Source organism: Methylophaga sp. (assembly GCF_048266885.1).
GTDB lineage: Bacteria > Pseudomonadota > Gammaproteobacteria > Nitrosococcales > Methylophagaceae > Methylophaga.
On sequence record NZ_JBLWYR010000013.1, the window covers coordinates 40,727 to 59,877 of the forward strand.

Consider the following 19,151-nt stretch of genomic DNA (forward strand, 5'->3'; position numbering starts at 1 on the left):
GCCAGCATATGCAAAATGTTGTTTTACAGAGTCCAGTTGCGTTTGCCCAAACGTCTCTGAAGCCGGAAATGGGTTTTATCAACGGCATGGCGATTGCCAATCGTTATTCAGATCCTGATATGGAGAGTCGTTATGCTGCAAAGTTGGCGATATGTGATGTCAGTTGCCTGGCACGTTTCGCTATCAAAGGCCTTGCCGCAGCTGATTCTTTAAAAGCAAAAGGTATTGAATTACCCGGTTCAGCAAACAGCTGGATTCGTCATGACGCAACCCTAGTCCTGCGTCTTGGTAATAGTGAATTTTTGCTGGAAGACCCGATTGGTGTTCAGCAGTGCAAAGGTTTAAGTGAGCAGTTGCAAAGTGGCGATGGCGTTCACGTGGTACTACGTAATGATGCGTCTTTCATTTTGAGTGGTGAGTTGCTTGATGAGCTACTGGCCCAGGTATGTGCAATTAATCTGATTGGGCCGACGTTGGCTGACAATCGACTGGCGATGACCTCAATAGCAGGTGTCTCGGTGATTGTTCTCAGACAGGAAGTGGCGGGGCAAACTCAATTGCGTCTCTGGTGTGATGGCACTTTTGGCGTTTATCTATGGGAAACCCTGTTGAACATTATTAAAGAATTAGGCGGCGGACCGGTTGGTATCAATCAGTTTTTCAATAGTAATTAAGTCATCCGGTGCTGAATAAACTCATCCAGGTCACGCTATGAAATACGAGTTACAAACAAACCTTAGCCAGCCTATAACCGATAACCAGGAGCAAAAGTGATGAAAACCCTAGAACAGGCAGAACAATTTATTAAAGACAACAACGTCAAATATGTTTTAGCACAGTTTGTCGATATTCATGGTGTGGCCAAAGTTAAATCGGTCCCTTCTGCACATCTTAAAGACATCATTAAAACCGGTGCCGGTTTTGCTGGTGGCGCTATCTGCGGCATGGGCATCCAGCCAAATGGCCCTGATTATATGGCGATGGGCGATTTATCGACGTTGACACTGATTCCATGGCAGCCGGGTTATGCGCGCGTTATCTGTAACGGACACGTTAATGGCGAACCGTATAACTTCGATTCTCGTGTTGTGTTGAAAAACCAGATCAAGCGGCTTGAAGAAAAGGGCTGGACCATGTTTACCGGTCTTGAACCCGAATTCTCTCTGCTCAAAAAAGATGAGCATGGTCATATTCATCCGTTTGAAGATAGCGATACATTACAAAAGCCTTGCTACGACTATAAAGGCATAACTCGCCAAAGTGTTTTCCTGGAAAAACTAACGGAATCACTGATTGAAGTCGGTTTGGATGTATATCAAATTGACCACGAAGACGCTAACGGTCAGTTTGAAATTAACTATACCTATGCCGACTGCCTGAAAAGTGCAGATGATTTTATTATGTTCAAAATGGCAGCCAGCGAAATTGCCAATGAACTGGGCATGATTTGTACCTACATGCCAAAACCATTCAGCAATCGTCCCGGTAACGGCATGCATTTACACATTTCGATCAGCGATGGTGAAAAGTGTCTGTTCCATGATGACAGTGATCCAGCTGGTCATGGTTTAAGCAAGATGGCCTATCATTTTATGGCTGGTCTGCTGGAACATGCGCCAGCGTTATGTGCCTTGGCAGCCCCCACTGTTAACTCTTACAAACGTCTGGTAGTGGGTCGTTCACTATCGGGTGCAACCTGGGCCCCGGCTTACATCACTTATGGCGATAACAATCGCTCAACTATGGTTCGCATTCCTTACGGCCGCATTGAAATGCGACTGCCGGATGGTTCGTGCAACCCTTACCTGACTACTGCTGCGATTATCGCCGCAGGTCTGGATGGTGTTGAAAGAGAGCTCGATCCTGGCGAGGGTCACAATACCAATCTATATGATCTCAGCCCGATGGAGCTGAGAGAAAAAGGTATCAATATCTTACCCCAGAACCTGCATGAAGCACTGCTGGCGCTTGAAAAAGACAGTGTCGTAAAGGGTGCTTTAGGCGAAGGACTGGCAAATGAGTTTTTGGAATTGAAACACATGGAATGGGTGGAATATATGCGGCATGTCTCTGACTGGGAAATTGATCGTTACGCTGAATTTTATTAAGCAGCCGACTAGTTGGAATTTTTAGGAGAAATCTAATGTGTGGAATTGTTGGTCTTTATTTAAAAAATGATAAGTATCAAAGTCGCTTGGGTGAATTATTTTCCCCAATGATGATTGCCATGACCGATCGTGGTCCAGATAGCGCCGGCTTTGCCATTTATGGTGATGCTGTCGATACCGGTATCAAATTTACCTTGCGTCATGAAGATGAAAATTATGACTGGGAAAAGTTGGCAAAAGATATTGAACAAGCACTTGTTACTCAGGTTGATTGGTTTCAGAACAACAAAGTAGCTGTTTTCAAAGTGAAAACTGACGCTGACTTTGTCGAAAACTATCTGCATGAAAGTCATCCTGATGTTTTGATCATGAGTGCCGGTAGTTCCATTGAAATATTGAAAGAAGTCGGTCTGCCAGAGCGTATTGTCAACATGTTCAATCTCGACAATATGCAAGGTACTCACATCATTGGTCATACCCGGATGGCGACTGAATCTGCGGTAACAATGGCGGGTAGCCATCCTTTCTCTACCGGCATGGATCTGTGTCTGGTGCATAACGGCTCTTTGTCTAATCACAACCGTATGCGTCAGGAACTGAAACGCAATGGTATTCATTTTGATACCGAGAATGACACCGAAGTAGCGGCAGGTTTTCTAACCTATCGCTTGCAACAAGGTGATTCTCTACATCAAGCCCTGGAACACGCTTTAAAAGAGTTAGATGGCTTTTACACCTTTACTATCGGCACCAAAGATGGATTTGCAGTAGTTCGTGATCCTATTGCCTGCAAACCAGCTGTTATTGCAGAAACCGATGACTATGTAGCGATGGCCTCTGAATATCAGGCATTAACAACCTTACCAGGGATTGAAACCGCCAAGGTTTGGGAACCAGAACCGTCAACTATCTACGTTTGGGAACGTGGAAGTAACTGATTAGAAGTGCTTAAGGGGAACACAATGAAAACAATTGATTTAGCAACACAGACGGTACGTGATTTAAACCAGGCCCTACATGATCAAGCGGCTGCATGTACCGAATCTGAATGGGAAGTGCTTAATCCCAAAGGACAGCACAATCTGGCCGTGGGCGTTGACCAAAAACTTAGAATCGATATTAAAGGCCATGCCGGTTATTACTGTGGTGGCATGAATAAAGAAGCCGATATCGTGGTTCATGGCAGTGCCGGTCAAGGTGTTGCCGAAAACATGATGTCTGGCAGTGTTCGCGTGAAAGGCAACGCCTCTTCATCTGCTGGAGCGACATCAATTGGTGGACTTTTGGTGATAGAAGGTGATGCCGGTTCACGTTGTGGTATTTCCATGAAAGGCTCGGACATTGTCGTAACTGGCAATGTTGGCCATATGAGTTGCTTTATGGGGCAGGCCGGAACGTTGGTGGTGTGTGGTGATGCGGGTGATGCCCTGGGCGATTCATTGTATGAAGTCCACATTTATGTGAAAGGTGAAGTGAAATCATTGGGTGCGGATTGTATTGCCAAAGAAATGCGTGATGAACATATCCAGGAACTTAGTCATTTGCTCAAGCGGGCTGGTGTGGATGAGGATCCCCATGCTTTCAAACGCTATGGTTCTGCGCGTCAACTTTACAATTTCAAAGTCGATAACGCTTCGGCGTATTAATGCTGATTTTACGAGGAATTTATTATGAGTGAAAAAACAAAACACATTACCGAACTCCGTGAGTCAGCGACTTTTGATCGGTCGACCATGTCCGAAATCCGTCGGGCAGCGGATACCGGTATCTACGATATCCGTGGCTGGGGTGCCAAACGTAAGTTGCCACATTTTGATGATTTGTTATTCCTGGGGGCGAGTATGTCTCGTTATCCGTTGGAAGGTTATCGTGAAAAATGTAATACCCAAGTCACATTAGGCACTCGTTTTGCCAAAAAACCGATCGTTATTGAAACCCCCGTAACCATTGCCGGTATGAGTTTTGGTGCCTTATCGGCCAATGCAAAAGAGGCTCTGGGTCGTGGTGCATCTGCAGTAGGCACTTCAACCACAACCGGTGACGGCGGTATGACGCCGGAAGAACGTGGTCAATCCACCAAACTGGTCTATCAATACTTGCCATCACGCTATGGTATGAACCCGGATGATCTGCGGAAAGCGGATGCTATCGAAGTGGTCTTGGGACAGGGTGCTAAACCTGGCGGTGGCGGTATGTTATTGGGTCAAAAAATTACTGAACGTGTCGCCAAAATGCGTACTTTGCCGATGGGTGTTGACCAACGCAGTGCTTGCCGTCATCCAGACTGGACTGGGCCGGATGATCTGGCAATCAAGATCCTTGAATTACGCGAAATCACTGACTGGCAGGTGCCTATCTATATTAAAGTCGGTGCGACTCGTACTTACTATGATGTGAAGCTGGCGGTGAAAGCCGGTGCTGATGTCATCGTAGTTGATGGTATGCAGGGCGGTACAGCGGCAACCCAGGAAGTCTTTATCGAACATGTCGGCATTCCGACCATGGCTGCTATTCCACAAGCGGTTCAGGCGCTGCAGGAAATGGGCATGCATCGTAAAGTGCAGCTGATCGTTTCCGGTGGTATTCGGAACGGTGCTGATGTGGCTAAGTGTATGGCTTTGGGTGCGGATGCCGTAGCGATTGGTACTGCAGCCTTGATCGCGTTGGGATGTAACGATCCTAAATATGATGAAGAGTTTAAAGCCATTGGCTCAGCTGCCGGTTTTTATGATGATTATCATGAAGGTCGTGATCCGGCAGGTATTTCAACCCAGGATCCGGAGCTCAGTAAACGACTGGATCCGGTTGAAGGTGGACGCCGACTGGCTAACTATCTACGAGTTCTGACGTTAGAAGCACAAACGTTGGCGCGTGCCTGTGGCAAAAATGATATGCGTAATCTGGAACCAGAAGATCTAGTGGCCTTGACAGTGGAATCTGCTGCCATGGCCAGAGTTCCGTTAGCAGGGACTAACTGGATTCCCGGTCAACAGCCGTTCTGATACTCAGTTTAAAAGAGTAAATCGAGACAAGGGCTGATGCTGTTTTGATTAAACCTGCTTAAAGCGATCTCTACCCCTTCGCTTTAAGTCAGTTTATTCATGATGGCATCAGCCCTTTTTTTTTCATTTCACAAGGAGGGACAAGTGTAGTCATTAACTATCTTTAAATAAGAGAGAGAAATAACTATGAATAATAATTTAAAAAAACGTATAGAAAATATGTACATACGGGACTGTGTTATGGCCTGGTCGGATATTGTTTTACTCTGGCTGGCAATAGGCTTTGTCCTCATTAGTATCTTGAGCATTGTGGAAGATCCCTTCATCCGAGCGGTGTTGATAATTTCCAGTGCATTGTTAGTGATTTTCAATACGGCGTCAGTGGCAGCAATGACCAAACACTACGCTGAAGATAAGAATTTCATTTACGAATTAGACATTAAGCATCTTGATGAAAATCGAGAAGCGAAAAAATTAATGCAAGAGTCTACTAATGAGGAAAGGCTATGACTAACTATATCCCTAAAACTCAGCACAAACGTGGTCAACTATTTGACAGTTTGTTTATTTTATTTCTAGTTTACGTAAGTCTTTATATCCCTTTGTTTCTCGAGTCTGATACCAAAACAGTCGAAGAAACAGCTTCTGCCCAAGTCATCACTTGGGAATCCCTTAATGTCTCCGCCGTAGAACAAGAACAGTGGCAAAAACTTGGCTTTGATGAGTTAGGTGCTGCTGAGATTATCAATGACCGATTTGATTACACGATTGACCCGGTCATGTTGATTATCACGGCGTTAGTCATTATCGGTTATTTCTTTTTTGTACTCCGTGTTTCTGACCGCCAATACCGTGAAGTGATTGAGGAAAAATTCGGTGCTGCTGGCCGTCAGGAAAATAATGAGCAGGAGGATGCGAGATGATTTATTGGGATTTATTGAGTTATGCCGCTTGGATTATTTCTGCCTTTCTTCTGTTATGGATTGTCGTCGATGCGGTGAGCGTCTCTCGACAATTTGATGAAGATTTGCTGGTCAGTTCCCGAGAGGGCGCGGATGAAATGCTTGAACAAATCAAAAGTGAAGGAGAAGGCAAATGAGTCAGTCTACTTCTACTACTGGAGCTCAAAAACGCATTTCGATGTTGAAAGTATTAAACCCCTTTCATGTTTGGGCACTAGGGGTCGGTATTGTTCTGGTCGGTGAGTTTATGGGCTGGAACTTTTCGGTTGCCAAGGGCGGTGCGTATGGTGCTTTGATTGCCTGCTGGGTAATTGGACTACTGTATAGCTGTGTGGCGATGATCGATTCCGAAGTGACATCAACCGTGGCCGCAGCTGGTGGGCAATATACTCAGGCAAAACATATTATCGGACCGCTTATGGCCTTTAATGTCGGATTGTATCTGGTCATGGCCTATACCATGCTGGAAGCCGCAGATGCCTTGATTGTCGGGGATTTGATGGCAGCGGTGGCTTCGGCCACTGGTTATGCCGATCTGAATCCACAGCCATTTGTGGTGTTGACCATCGCTTTTCTGGCCTGGTTGAATTATCGCGGGGTGTTTATGACCTTGACGGTAAATTTTGTCATTACTCTGTTTGCTTTTCTGGCCATTATTGCTTTGTTTATCGGCAGTGATCCACTGAATCCAGGCAATATTCTCAAGCACAGTGACTTATTAACTGAGCTGCCGTATGGCTGGATTGGGGTCGTTGCTGCATTGCAGTTTGGCATGTGGTATTACCTGGGGATTGAAGGAACCTGTCAGGCTGCAGAAGAAGTGCGGAGTGCAGGAAGGTCTATTCCATTAGGAACCATCGGTGGGATTTTAACACTGCTGGTGGCGGCTACACTGACCTGGTATGTCTCAACGGGACTGATGCCATGGCAATATTTGGGGCAGGCAACTACACCTTTATATGATGCAGCATCTATTATTGGTAATCCTTCCCTGCAGATAGTGCTGTTTATTGGCACCATGTTCGCGGCGATTGCCTCTGCCAATGGTTGTATCAATGATGCGGCACGTGCCTGGTTTTCCATGGGCCGTGATCGTTATATGCCAACCTGGTTTGGGGCAATTCACCCGCATTACCGAACCCCATTTCGGGCCATTATCTTTTTGGTACCCATAGCAGTCTCGTTTGCCTTTACCGGTCTGTTGGATCAAGTAATCACGTTTTCGATTCTGTCGGGTTTGCTGGGCTATACGTTTATGTCCTTCAATATGATCCGCTTCAGAAAAATGTGGCCTTTGGATGTGATTAAGCGTGGCTATATTCATCCGTTTCATCCAATTCCAGCATTCACTTTGTTGGCCCTCTGTTCGGTAGTTTATTTCGCTACTTTCCTTGGTTATGGTGCTTCGCTGCTGTCGATCATGGCTTTCTACATCGCGGCGTCGGTGTGGTTTGTAATGCGTCGGTATCAGTTTGTGAAACGTGGTGACCAATTCACTATGCCTTGGCCACGGCCGAAAGGGTATTAAGGGAGGTGCAGAAATGAAAAAAATCTTATGCGCAACAGATGGTTCTCACAGTGCTGAAAAAGCAGTTGAATTTGCCATTGAATTAGCACTTCTGGCCAAGGCTGAACTGACCTTTATTCATGTGATAAGGCCGACTGGAGAGGATGTTTCCAAAACCCACTTCTGGGACTTCAATATGCTTAGAGCAGCAGATGACCAGATTCAAATGGAGTTGCAAAAAGCTTTTGATAAAGCCTTTCAGCGAGGTCTTGGATCGGCTTCCTGCACCACGGTACAGGGACACAACACTGCGGCAGCAATTATTAATTTTGCTGACCTGAACGAGCACGATCATGTGATAACTGGTTCAGTGGGACGTACGGGTGTCTCTAAAGTGCTGCTCGGTTCTATTGCCGAGCAGGTAATCAGCAAGGCGCATTGCCCGGTAACGGTGGTGCGTTAATCGTTGGCCTCGCAGTGAGTTAAATGCTAACTGCGAGGCCTTTTTTTACGATGTTTTGCTGTTATCTATGGGAGTTACTCAATGTTCAGTCAACTATTTTCTGTGCTGAGAAGAGGAGGGCTCGATGTCTGAATTTGGCATTTTTACGCTACTCGTCGTGTTCAGTATTGCTTTGTGGTGGATATATAAACAACATCATCGACAGGTGATTCAATCGCGTGCGAATTTACTTAATGGTTTTGGCAAAATCATGGAGGTTAATGAAACACACTTTAATACTGCCGGTTATGCCTCATTAAAGGGCATTTTTAATCAGACGCCGCTGAGTTTGCGGGTTGAGGTGGATAACCTGACTGCCCGTAAGATTCCGGTGATGTGGTTGCATATCAAACTACATAACACTCCTACCATAAACGGCAGTCTCGATATTCTGGTACGACCACAGAATACCGAGGTTTACAGTCCATCATGGCAATGGGATCAACCGATAAAGCCATTGCCTGGTTGGCCGGAACATGCCCGTTATATGAGTCGTGATATTGCGCCGGAACTGCAGGCAATTGATGCTGATGTCAGGACGATATTTGCCGATCAAAAAGTCAAAGAACTTCTTATAACCCCCGATGCTGTTCGACTGACATATCTGATTCGTCAGGCTGACAGGGGTAATTATTTACTGTTGCGTTCGGTGCAATTTGATGACGAACCGATAGATTCGGATCAAGTCGCGGCATTGACTCGTCAATTACTGAGATTGCAGCAAAATTTAATAAGAGGCAAAAGCTCATGAGTCAGGCTATACAAAAACCTTCCCGCCCAATTCATCCCTATCTTGTACTTATCATCGCTATTTTATTACCCGGTGTAGGTCAGGTACTGAATCATGCCCCTATACGGGGTTTGATGATGGTGTTTTTTATGATGGTTTTAGGTGTGATCACTTTTAATCTGGCTGATCCAGATGTTTCATTAATTGGTAAGTTTGCCGGTGGTGTTTTTATCTATGCCATATCCATCATGGATGCGTATATGTGGGCAAGGTTGCATTGGGCTTTGGCGCAGCAGAAGTAGTTAAAAAAACAGGCATTAGTGCGGCTTTACTCAACATTTTTTATATTTCATATCAGCTGACACATACACCTAAAGTAGTACTTATTGAGGAGAATTATCAATCGCTGATTATTACGCTAAGTTCAATTCGGGTTTGAAATGAACCTAAATTCAATATGTTAAATGTTCTTTAAATTACATAACAAAATAATAATTACAGAGAAATTACACGCTTAATAAGCTGGAGATTATTCTTATGAGAGAAAACAATATGAGCACTACAAGTGCCTCCGTTAAGGGAGGTGGAGAACATTCCGATGACCTCGAACGTTCCATTGATTGGAAACAGGGTCTGGCCATTGCGTCCGGTGTGCCATTACTGATTTTACCTTCATTGGGTTACTTTCCCCTTTGGGTCGCGTCTGCTGCGATCCTCATCTGGGGGTTATCGGTATTGCAGGGTTTTATGCAAAATCTGGCCTATGCTGAATTAGCCACTACCTTTCCCAAAGCCTCAGGTTTACCTGGTTTTGCCCAAAATGTATTCAAAACCCAGAATTACGATGGCAATTATGACAAAGGCAAGCTTATCGGTGGGTTCAGTGCATGGAGTTACTGGTTTGCCTGGAACCCGGTACTGGCTATCTTTGCCATACTTGTCGGCAGTTATCTGCATGGACTGTTTCCGGTACTGGGAACGATGTTTACCGAGTATCAACTCTCTCTGCTATGTGGAGGTGTGATTTTCAGCGTACTGTTCATCATCAATTATTTTGGACTAAAAGACAGTGCGATTTTAGGTTACATTCTGGCAGCTATTTCGTTGATACCACTAGTTGTAATGACTATCACTCCTTTTGCTAGTGGGGCAGTGGAAATAAGCAACATCACTGGCAGCTGGTTGCCGGTAGATTGGTCTTGGGATATGCATCATATATTGATTTTGTTCGGTTTATTTGCCATTGCTCAGTGGAGTGCCTGTGCATGGGAAACTGCAGCTATTTATGGTCCGGAATATAAAAAACCGGGAACTGATGTTCCTAAAGCCCTTTTTGTTTGTGGTGCTATCTGTTTGTTCTCTTTTATTTTAGTTCAGGCTGCAGTGATAGGTGTTCTGGGAGTTGAGGGCGTATTGGCGGAACCATTATCTCCTATGATTCCAGTTGCTGAAGCCGCTTTTGGTAAAGCCGGAGCAATGATTGCCATTATTATGCTGATTGCTGCGATGATTCTTATTATTCAAACTGCTTATCTTGGTTCTGCCAGAGCGATGCACTCCATGGCCACAGAGGGAAATTTACCGAAAGTGTTTGGTAAGTTGAATTCACGAGGTACCCCCGTTGTGGCGATGGTGGTGATTGGTCTGTTTAATCTAGTATTGATTTCGATGGGCACTCCTGCGGCTATTCTGGCTGCTTCAGCTATCGGTTATACCTGTGCAAATGGCATCAGTCTATTTGCTTATGTCAAAGCCAAAAATAATCCTCACTTTGCCAATCTAGATAGACCTTTCAAAGCCCCTACAGGCTGGAAAAATGTCGCTCTATTGTTCGGCCTGTTCAATATTCCATTGTGCCTGATTGGGGTGGTGTATCTGAACAGTCTTGAAGTGGGTTGGTTTTCGACATGGATAGGATTTATTGTGCTGGCCATGTATTTGCCTATCTGGCTTTACACGCAATACGAAGCTCGCTCGCAGCCTGAGATCGCTATTAACTCTGTAGCGGGAGAGTAAGAGATTAGGCGGGTAGTTTTCTCTTGTGGATATTTAACACTCACTTTGAGATGTGGGATTACTGAAATATTTCACCATGAGAAAGCTACCTTAGCTTTTTTAAATCCGATGAGCTCTGACACGCAAATTAAATAGTAATTGTTGAGCACAAAATTCCAGTGATTTTCTAACTACTAGGGAGTAATCCTTCTTTGGAATTGTTAGGCCTATTGCTCGAGGCAATAATGTAACCGTAGCTGAGTTAAACCGTTAGTTCAGCTTCATTTAGTTTCCTCGATCCGTTCTCTCGTTGAGGCGTTAGGTGGATCATGCCGGAGAGCAAAATCCGCAGTTTTTTGTTTTCAAAGGCAGATCCACTTTTTTTTGAGGAAGACGACAGCAGGTGATTAACCAGCAATCCAATACAGAAGGATAGATCGATGAACCTACCCCTGCATATTCAATTGGAAGATGTTCAGAATACGCCAGATAAACGCTGCCAAATCATCGATAGAGTCGGTATAAAATCTCTACGTTATCCTATATTTTTTCAAAGTGACGCTGATGAAGCGCCTATTCGTGTGGTGGCTGACTTCAATATGTATGTGAAGTTACCGCATGATGTGAAAGGCACACATATGTCACGCTTCATCGAACTGCTGGAAACGCCTGATTTGGTCATGTCGACTGACAGTATTGGCGATTTCATGAAAACCATGCTGACTCAGCTTGATGCCGATAGCGGTCATCTGGAAATGCAGTTTCCGTTTTTTATTCGCAAGCAGGCACCGGTCTCCGGCGTCAGTAGCTTGATGGATTACGACGTCACGGTGATTGCCAATCTAGAGGAAACGCTGAATCTCAAACTTAAAGTAGCGATTCCGGTGACTAGCCTGTGTCCCTGCTCGAAAAAAATCTCCGAATATGGTGCCCACAATCAACGTTCAATGATTACCGTGACGGCCGAGTTGAATCAGATCATCAGTCTCAAATCATTGATTGGGCAAATCGAACAACAGGCCTCCAGTGAGCTTTACGGTTTACTCAAACGGCCTGATGAAAAGTATGTCACCGAATACGCCTATGACAACCCAAAATTCGTTGAAGATCTGGTACGTGATGTAGCTGCATCGCTAAATAGTTGTGAGGCCATTGTTGATTACATCATTGAATGTGAAAACTTCGAATCGATACATAACCATTCGGCTTATGCCATGTTGCAAAAAAGTAGGTGATCACGATGAACTATCCATTACAACCTTTAAGCTTTCCGAGTTCTTCACAATCGGTGATTTCACCAGTTGAGGAAATAATTGACGAAATACGCCAGGGCAGAATGGTGATTCTGATCGATGATGAGGATCGGGAGAATGAAGGCGACATCGTCATCGCCGCCGATGCGGTTACTGCAGAACATATCAACTTTATGGCCCGTTATGCGCGGGGACTGATTTGTCTGACACTGACCGAAGCACGTTGCCGTCAGTTGGAACTACCTTTGATGGTCAAACATAATCGGGCGCAGCTCAGCACCAACTTTACGGTATCCATTGAAGCAGCAGAAGGGGTAACCACCGGTATTTCTGCTGCGGACCGTGCGCGAACTGTTCAGGCTGCAGTGGCTGCGAATGCGACGCCCAGCGATATTGTGCGACCAGGGCATATTTTTCCTTTAATGGCACAACCTGGCGGTGTATTGGCTCGGGCAGGGCATACTGAAGCAGGTTGTGATATCGCATCAATGGCTGATAGAACCCCGGCCGCAGTAATCTGCGAGATCATGAATGAAGACGGCAGCATGGCGAGATTGCCGGATCTGCAGGGATTTGCCCTTGAGCATGGCTTGAAGATTGGCACTATCGCCGATCTGATTGCTTATCGGCATCAGACAGAAACATTGATTGAACGTAAAAGCAGTCGGCTGATCAATACGATGTTTGGTGAGTTTGAGTTAATCGGTTACCGGGATATTACGACTGATAAAACCCATCTGGTCATGGTGTATGGGGATCCGACAAAAGCTGCCAGCACATTAGTCAGAGTTCATGAACCGCTATCAGTCATTGAATTACTCGATGCTAATCAACACTCCCATAGCTGGAGTATTCATGCTGCGATGCAGAAAATCGTCAGCGAAGGGGCGGGTGTGATTGTGTTGTTAAGGCGTGATGAGTCTGAACAGGACATCCTGCGTCAAATCAGCAGTCCGGATTCTTTGCCTGTAGCCAGTATCGAATTGAAGGATTATGGGATCGGTGCACAAATCCTGTTGGATCTGGGAATCAGCCGGATGCGTCTGATGACCCGCCCACGCAAGATCCATAATATGACGGGTTTTGGTCTGGAAGTGGAAGGTTATGTTTTACCTGAAAAGTCGGAAAAGGGGATTGATGCTGCTCTTGCAGAACTGATACAGGCGTTGTAGGGAAATTTAATGTCATTATCGTTGGATAAAGCACTGCATAATCATTTCCAACGCAGTCAGCGTTGGGGCTTTACCTGGGCTTTATGGACTGCTGTTCTCTGGGGAGCATGGTATGTCCCTGGTACAGCAATGTGGTATGAAGAACCCTTTGTCAGCATTCATAGCGGAGATCACGGCATGCGTCTGGCCGCCACGGCCGTTATGACCTGGATCCATGCTGTTGTAGTGCTACTGTTTCTGATCATCTGGAACGGCATGCTGGGCAAGTTACGTGACTATGGTCGCACCATTGTGCGTTTCAGACGTATCTCCAAATGGTATGCACTAGCTTCTTTGTGTGGTGGTCCGATGGCCATTTTTGGCTCGTATATGGCGATGGGCTATGTTGGCCCTGTGTTTGCGGCAATTACCTCGCTATTTTATCCCGTTGTCGGAGCAATAATTGCGCGACTCTGGTATCACGAAAAAATCTCCGGCCGTGCTGCACTGGGCATGGCAATCATTATCATGGGCGGTATGGTTATTTACGGCCCAGGCCTGTTTGGTGAGATTGATATCAGCGAAAACTACGCCTGGCTGGGGTATGTGGGTGGCATCATGTCGGCTATAGGTTGGGGGGCAGAGGGGGCGGTAGCGTCGCGTGCGATGGATGTTACTGATCCTGATGTTGGTATCCAATGTCGCTTCAGCTTTGAAATTCTGTTTTGGGGCATTCTGGTATTACCGATGATTTACCTGCTGACAGATTTACCCATTGTCACGTTGATTGTAGATATGCTGACCAGCCCGATGGTGATGATCTGGATGGTGTTGGCTTCGATTGCGCATGCATATTGTTACACCGCTTTTTATAAGAGTTTTTCACTGATTGGTGTGGGCCGGGGCGAGGCGATAGGTAATTTATACGGGGTGTTTGCCGTATTGTTTGTTATGGCATTCACGCTGGAACTCCCCGAATGGTATTTTGTGTTGGGCCTAATTCTGACCGTAACCGGCAGCTTTGTTATGTATCGTGAACCGGCTGAAAACATTTCTACTCTTCGTGAGGTGGAATCATGAAACTACCACAAAAGGGTTTTCTGCTGATCACGCTAAATCAGTACCCGAGTTTGTGGGATTTTGAATTGATTCAACGTGCAATGGTTGAATATGAGCTGCAGGGCCATTACTGGATAAATCATTTTAGTATTGCTTTGGATGAGCTGGCCTCGGCCGGACTCATTAAGCGTATCGGACATCGGCTTGATGATGGTGATGCTATTACGAAGGATCGCTTATTGTTTGAGTTTGCGTTGTCTGATTTTGGTCGACAACGCATGTTGGATACTGGTTTATTAGATGGAGAAACAACTAATGACTGAATTCTGGGGGTATCCTTACGCCGATGTACTGGCTTTTGTGATTATATTCGCGCTCAGCCTCGTGGCTTTAGTCTGTGCAAGAATATTTGTCAAAACGTATTAAGTCTCTATAACTCCAGTCAGCTATTCATCTACTCCCTTGGAAGTACATCTAAAGATGTGTTGCCATATTCTGTCTAAAGCAATCATATTGTCAGATACCCAGCTTCTAGCTGTTCGTTAATTGCATTTTGGTTATAAGCAATTAACGCATCTTCAATGCGTGATAATGTAAACAATAATAATTAAAAAATACGGCCATAGAGCTGTAACTTCAGGGGCAAACGGGTGAGAGAGCCATCAGTATCTGCCAATGTGGCGACCGTTGATTTATTGGCCGAAAACAGGGCTGATCCATCAACGTTGCACCGCCGAATCAACTGGACCGGAGCCTTCTGGGTAGCAAGTGGCGTGCCGGCACTTGTTCTGTTTTCCATGGGAGCCGTTGCTGCTACAGTCGGCCAACCCGCTTGGCTGATATGGATTGTTTCTATCAGCTTTGGTTTTCTGCAAGCTTTTACCTATGCCGAAATTGCCGGACTATTTCCACATAAAACTGGTGGTGCATCAGTATACGGGGCAGTGGCCTGGATCCGATATATCAAGATTGTTGCGCCAGTCTCCGTGTGGTGCAACTGGATAGCCTGGGGACCCGTACTGGCGATTGGTTCAGGATTGGCAGCCGGTTATATTCTCTCCGCCCTGTTTGCTCCAGATGCAGTTATTAATAGCTGGCAAATCACGCTGGTCGACCTGTCTTACCTGAAAGACGGTCTGAGCTTACGTATCAATGCAACCTTTATCATCGGCAGTGCACTGATGCTGGTGGTGTTTGCTATCCAGAATGGCGGCATACTTCGCTCGGCTCGAGCCACAATGATCTTTGGTTTGACCGGTTTATTGCCCTTATTGATGGTGGGACTGGTACCACTGATTACCGGGGATTTACCGTTATCTAATATCACACCACTGACACCACTGGCGTATGACTCGATTGGCAATGTCATCGAAGGCGAGTGGAACCTTGAAGGCTGGAAACTGATGGCCGGAGGTCTGTTTATTGCAGCCTGGTCAACTTATGGTTTTGAAACAGCAGTCTGTTATACACGGGAATTCAAAAATCCCAAAAGTGACACGTTTAAGGCGATCTTTTTTTCCGGTTTATTGTGTATTGCAGTGTTTACGCTGGTGCCATTGGCATTTCAGGGACACTTGGGATTGGGGCAGCTTGTAGAGCGGGAGACACTTAACAGTGCGGGGCAATTAGTCGCACCGGCCATTTATGATGGCATGTTATCGGCAGAAATCTATAGTGGCATGGGTGTGGCGAACGTACTGGCAGGTATTCTTGGCGGCGACAGTATGTTTGCTAATGTGTTTGTGGTTATGTTGGTTCTGGCATTAATGTTATCAGTGATGACCACCATGGCGGGTTCCTCACGAACCCTGTATCAGGGGGCGGTTGACGGGATGTTACCGCGTTATCTGTCCAAGGTGAATGAGCAGGGTGCCCCGACGGCTGCAATGTGGACCAATCTGATTGTCAACCTAGTGCTGCTTAGCATGTCTGACTATGTATTCCTGCTGGCAGCTTCGAATGTAGGGTATATCATTTTCAATTTCCTCAACCTCAATGCCGGCTGGATCCATCGACTGGATCGGCCTAATTGGGAACGGCCTTATCGAGCGCCAACACTACTGATTGTGATTGGCACTATATTGTCCTATTTCAATATGGTTTTGATGGGAATGGGAGCGAATGTCTGGGGGAAAGGCACCCTGATGAGTGGCATTCTGCTGGCATTGCTGGTGATTCCGATCTTTATTTGGCGCCATTATGTGGTGGATAAAGGCATATTTCCCAAAGCGATGCGTGAAGACATGTCACTGGATGAAAATGGCGGAGACATTATCTGTCGTGCTGGTATTTTGCCTTATCTGGTCTTGCTGGCTGGCATTCTGATTGTCTTTTTCAGCAGTTTGCTGGTGGCCGAGCTGTAGCCCCAACCCCCCAGCATTTTTTTCTTTCCATAATTCATGTATTGGCATCAATTTCAACTGATGGCTAAATGTGTGCTCATTAAGGCATATCTGACAGCTCCTATGCTATCTCCGACAGAGTAACCACTTCGCTCAAGCCTCACGTACTTCCTAGGTGGTAACACATCAGGAGAATTGTTGTGGTATGTGGCAAGGCTGAAAATAAGCTTGCCCGAACTCACAATAATGGAGAACATGATATGGCACGCGATCCCAAGCACGATATATTATTCGAACCGATTCAAATCGGTCCTAAAACTCTTCGCAACCGTTTTTATCAAGTACCACACTGTATCGGTGCCGGTTCAGATAAACCCGGCTTCCAGGCAGCTCATCGCTCATTGAAAGCTGAGGGTGGCTGGGCGGCGATGAATACTGAATATTGCTCGATCCACCCTGAATCGGATGACACTATGCGTTTGTCAGCCCGTATCTGGGATGAGGGTGATGTACGCAATTTGAAAGCCATGACCGATGAAGTCCATAAATTTGGCGCTTTAGCCGGTGTGGAACTTTGGTACGGCGGTGCCCACGCACCATGTCTGGAAAGCCGGGCAACCCCAATGGGACCAAGCCAGATTGCTTCTGAATTTGAAACCCTGAGCTACTGTAAAGAAATGGATCTCAGCGATATCCAACGGGTCCAGCAATACTACGTTGATGCAGCTTATCGCTCACGTGATGCCGGTTTTGACATTATTTATGTTTACGGCGCGCACTCTTACCTGCCACTGCAATTTTTAAATCCTTATTACAATAAAAGAACTGACCAATATGGTGGTTCACTGGAAAACCGGGCACGATTTTGGCTTGAAACATTAGAAAAAGTACGTAACGCAGTTGGCAGTGATTGTGCCATTGCGACTCGATTTGCTGTTGATACCCTGTATGGGCCCGGCCAAATCGAAGTTGAAGAAGATGGCATGAAGTTCATTCAGATGGCTGATCCGCTGGTTGATCTATGGGACGTGGATGTGGGTGATATCGCTGAATGGGGCGAAGATGCCGGTCCGTCACGCTTCTATCAGCAAGGTCATCAGGTTCCCTGGACCAAATTCGTTAAAGAAGTTTCCAAAAAACCGGTACTCGGCGTAGGTCGTTTTACCGATCCTGAAAAAATGACTGAAATCGTCACCAAGGGCTATGCCGATATTATTGGTGCGGCACGTCCTTCTATCTCTGATCCGTTCTTACCGAAGAAAATTGAAGAAGGTCGTTACGACGATATTCGTGTTTGTATCGGTTGTAACGTCTGTATATCGCGTTGGGAAATTGGTGGCCCACCAATGATCTGTACGCAGAATGCAACAGCAGGTGAAGAATATCGCCGCGGCTGGCATCCGGAAAAATTCAAGAAAGCCACCTCCTCTGATTCAGTATTGGTTGTTGGTGCGGGACCTTCAGGCGCAGAAGCTGCACGTGTACTGATGGAACAGGGTTATGTGGTTCACGTTTACGATACGGCTGAAAAAGTTGGTGGTCATCTAAATCAGATAGCGTCGTTGCCAGGCTTGGGCGAATGGGGCTATCACCGAGATTATCGTGAAACCCAGCTGCAAAAACTGGTTAAGAAAAACAAAAACAGCGTGCTGGCTCTGGGACAAAAAGCACTAACTGCCGATGACATCCTGCAATATGGTGCAGAGAAAGTCGTTATCGCCACCGGTGCCAAATGGCATACCAATGGGGATAACTGCCTGACCCATGATGCTATTCCGGGTGCTGATGCGTCATTACCTGATCAATTAACCCCTGAACAAGTTATGTCAGGCGAAAAGAAAATCGGTAAGCGCGTCGTTATTCTCAATGCCGATAGTTATTTCATGGCACCCAGTCTGGCTGAAAAACTGGTCAACGACGGCCATGAAGTCACCATCGTTTCCGGTGTGCATCTGGCGAAATATATGGAATTCACTCTGGAATATCCAAATATGATGCGCCGTCTGCACGAGTTGCATATCGAAGAAATTGGTAATCATTTCTGCAGTCGCATTGAAACCGGACGTCTGGAAATTTACAACATGTGGGGCGATGGTTCACGTCGTAGCTACCGTGGTCCGGGTAAATTGCCGCGCGATGAAAACAAAACGCATCGCTGGCTTGAGTTTGATTCTCTGGTACTGGTCACTGGTCGTAAATCTGATAACAAGCTTTATCAGGAACTCAAGGCTCGTGAAAGTGAATGGGCTGAGAATGATATCAAAGGCGTGTACCTGATTGGTGATGCTGAAGCGCCTCGTTATATCGCTGATGCCACCTTTACCGGTCATCGTGTGGCACGTGAGATTGAGTCTGAAAATCCACAATTCCCGCTGCCGTACAAACGCGAAACGATTGCCTGGGGCACACCGCATATGCCGGGTGGTAACCATGAGATCGAGTACAAGATCTAAATAGCAGGAACCGGTTGTGTGCTGTCGATTGTGACAGCACACCTTCCGTTTGCTCAATCATTATGAATTTCCCAGGAAAGTAGGTGT

General features: G+C 46.0%; 19 protein-coding genes. All 19 read left to right on the top strand.

Annotated features, from left to right (window positions below):
- The first annotated feature begins 8 nt into the window (after positions 1-8).
- The gene (locus ACN0V2_RS08065; RefSeq protein WP_417550297.1) at positions 9-674 is read left to right on the top strand and encodes a sarcosine oxidase subunit gamma; all 666 of its coding nucleotides are present in this window, start codon (positions 9-11) and stop codon (positions 672-674) included.
- Positions 675-773: 99 nt separating this feature from the next.
- Entirely contained in the window at positions 774-2,108 is a 1,335-nt protein-coding gene (gene glnT, locus ACN0V2_RS08070) for a type III glutamate--ammonia ligase (protein ID WP_417550298.1), read from the top strand.
- A gap of 35 nt (positions 2,109-2,143) precedes the next feature.
- On the top strand, positions 2,144-3,046 hold the full coding sequence (locus ACN0V2_RS08075) for a class II glutamine amidotransferase (RefSeq protein ID WP_417550299.1): 903 nt from the start codon (positions 2,144-2,146) through the stop codon (positions 3,044-3,046).
- A 24-nt stretch (positions 3,047-3,070) separates the two neighbouring features.
- Positions 3,071-3,754 (top strand): protein glxC, encoded by a 684-nt coding sequence (locus tag ACN0V2_RS08080; protein ID WP_417550300.1) that lies wholly within the window; start codon positions 3,071-3,073, stop codon positions 3,752-3,754.
- Between the two features lie 24 nt (positions 3,755-3,778).
- Positions 3,779-5,110, top strand: a complete 1,332-nt coding sequence (locus ACN0V2_RS08085; protein WP_417550301.1) for an FMN-binding glutamate synthase family protein — start codon at positions 3,779-3,781, stop codon at positions 5,108-5,110.
- 240 nt (positions 5,111-5,350) lie between these two features.
- Positions 5,351-5,620 carry a hypothetical protein gene (locus ACN0V2_RS08090; RefSeq protein WP_417550302.1) on the top strand — a complete coding sequence of 90 codons (270 nt, stop codon included), beginning with the start codon at positions 5,351-5,353 and terminating at the stop codon, positions 5,618-5,620.
- Positions 5,617-6,033: a hypothetical protein gene (locus ACN0V2_RS08095; protein ID WP_417550303.1), complete on the top strand. Its 417-nt coding sequence runs from the start codon at positions 5,617-5,619 to the stop codon at positions 6,031-6,033. The genes ACN0V2_RS08090 and ACN0V2_RS08095 overlap by 4 nt, the downstream gene beginning before the upstream one ends.
- Positions 6,030-6,209 carry a hypothetical protein gene (locus ACN0V2_RS08100; protein WP_417550304.1) on the top strand — a complete coding sequence of 60 codons (180 nt, stop codon included), beginning with the start codon at positions 6,030-6,032 and terminating at the stop codon, positions 6,207-6,209. Before ACN0V2_RS08095 ends, ACN0V2_RS08100 begins: the two co-directional genes overlap by 4 nt.
- On the top strand, positions 6,206-7,600 hold the full coding sequence (locus ACN0V2_RS08105) for an APC family permease (RefSeq protein WP_417550305.1): 1,395 nt from the start codon (positions 6,206-6,208) through the stop codon (positions 7,598-7,600). Before ACN0V2_RS08100 ends, ACN0V2_RS08105 begins: the two co-directional genes overlap by 4 nt.
- 13 nt (positions 7,601-7,613) lie before the next feature.
- Positions 7,614-8,042 (top strand): universal stress protein, encoded by a 429-nt coding sequence (locus ACN0V2_RS08110; protein ID WP_417550306.1) that lies wholly within the window; start codon positions 7,614-7,616, stop codon positions 8,040-8,042.
- A gap of 124 nt (positions 8,043-8,166) precedes the next feature.
- A complete protein-coding gene (locus tag ACN0V2_RS08115; RefSeq protein ID WP_417550307.1) occupies positions 8,167-8,832 on the top strand; it encodes a hypothetical protein in 666 nt (221 codons plus the stop codon).
- Positions 8,829-9,113 (top strand): hypothetical protein, encoded by a 285-nt coding sequence (locus ACN0V2_RS08120; RefSeq protein WP_417550308.1) that lies wholly within the window; start codon positions 8,829-8,831, stop codon positions 9,111-9,113. The genes ACN0V2_RS08115 and ACN0V2_RS08120 overlap by 4 nt, the downstream gene beginning before the upstream one ends.
- Positions 9,114-9,363: 250 nt before the next feature.
- Positions 9,364-10,827, top strand: a complete 1,464-nt coding sequence (locus ACN0V2_RS08125) for an APC family permease (RefSeq protein WP_417550309.1) — start codon at positions 9,364-9,366, stop codon at positions 10,825-10,827.
- A 419-nt stretch (positions 10,828-11,246) separates the two neighbouring features.
- Entirely contained in the window at positions 11,247-12,041 is a 795-nt protein-coding gene (gene folE2, locus ACN0V2_RS08130; RefSeq protein WP_417550310.1) for a GTP cyclohydrolase FolE2, read from the top strand.
- Positions 12,042-12,046: 5 nt separating this feature from the next.
- Entirely contained in the window at positions 12,047-13,231 is a 1,185-nt protein-coding gene (gene ribBA / locus ACN0V2_RS08135; RefSeq protein WP_417550312.1) for a bifunctional 3,4-dihydroxy-2-butanone-4-phosphate synthase/GTP cyclohydrolase II, read from the top strand.
- Between the two features lie 9 nt (positions 13,232-13,240).
- Positions 13,241-14,290: a DMT family transporter gene (locus ACN0V2_RS08140; protein ID WP_417550313.1), complete on the top strand. Its 1,050-nt coding sequence runs from the start codon at positions 13,241-13,243 to the stop codon at positions 14,288-14,290.
- Positions 14,287-14,592: a hypothetical protein gene (locus tag ACN0V2_RS08145; RefSeq protein WP_417550314.1), complete on the top strand. Its 306-nt coding sequence runs from the start codon at positions 14,287-14,289 to the stop codon at positions 14,590-14,592. The genes ACN0V2_RS08140 and ACN0V2_RS08145 overlap by 4 nt, the downstream gene beginning before the upstream one ends.
- Positions 14,593-14,919: 327 nt before the next feature.
- The gene (locus ACN0V2_RS08150) at positions 14,920-16,632 is read left to right on the top strand and encodes an APC family permease (protein WP_417550315.1); all 1,713 of its coding nucleotides are present in this window, start codon (positions 14,920-14,922) and stop codon (positions 16,630-16,632) included.
- Positions 16,633-16,871: 239 nt separating this feature from the next.
- Positions 16,872-19,064, top strand: coding sequence for an FAD-dependent oxidoreductase (locus tag ACN0V2_RS08155; protein WP_417550316.1), 2,193 nt, complete (start codon positions 16,872-16,874; stop codon positions 19,062-19,064).
- Positions 19,065-19,151: the final 87 nt, after the last annotated feature.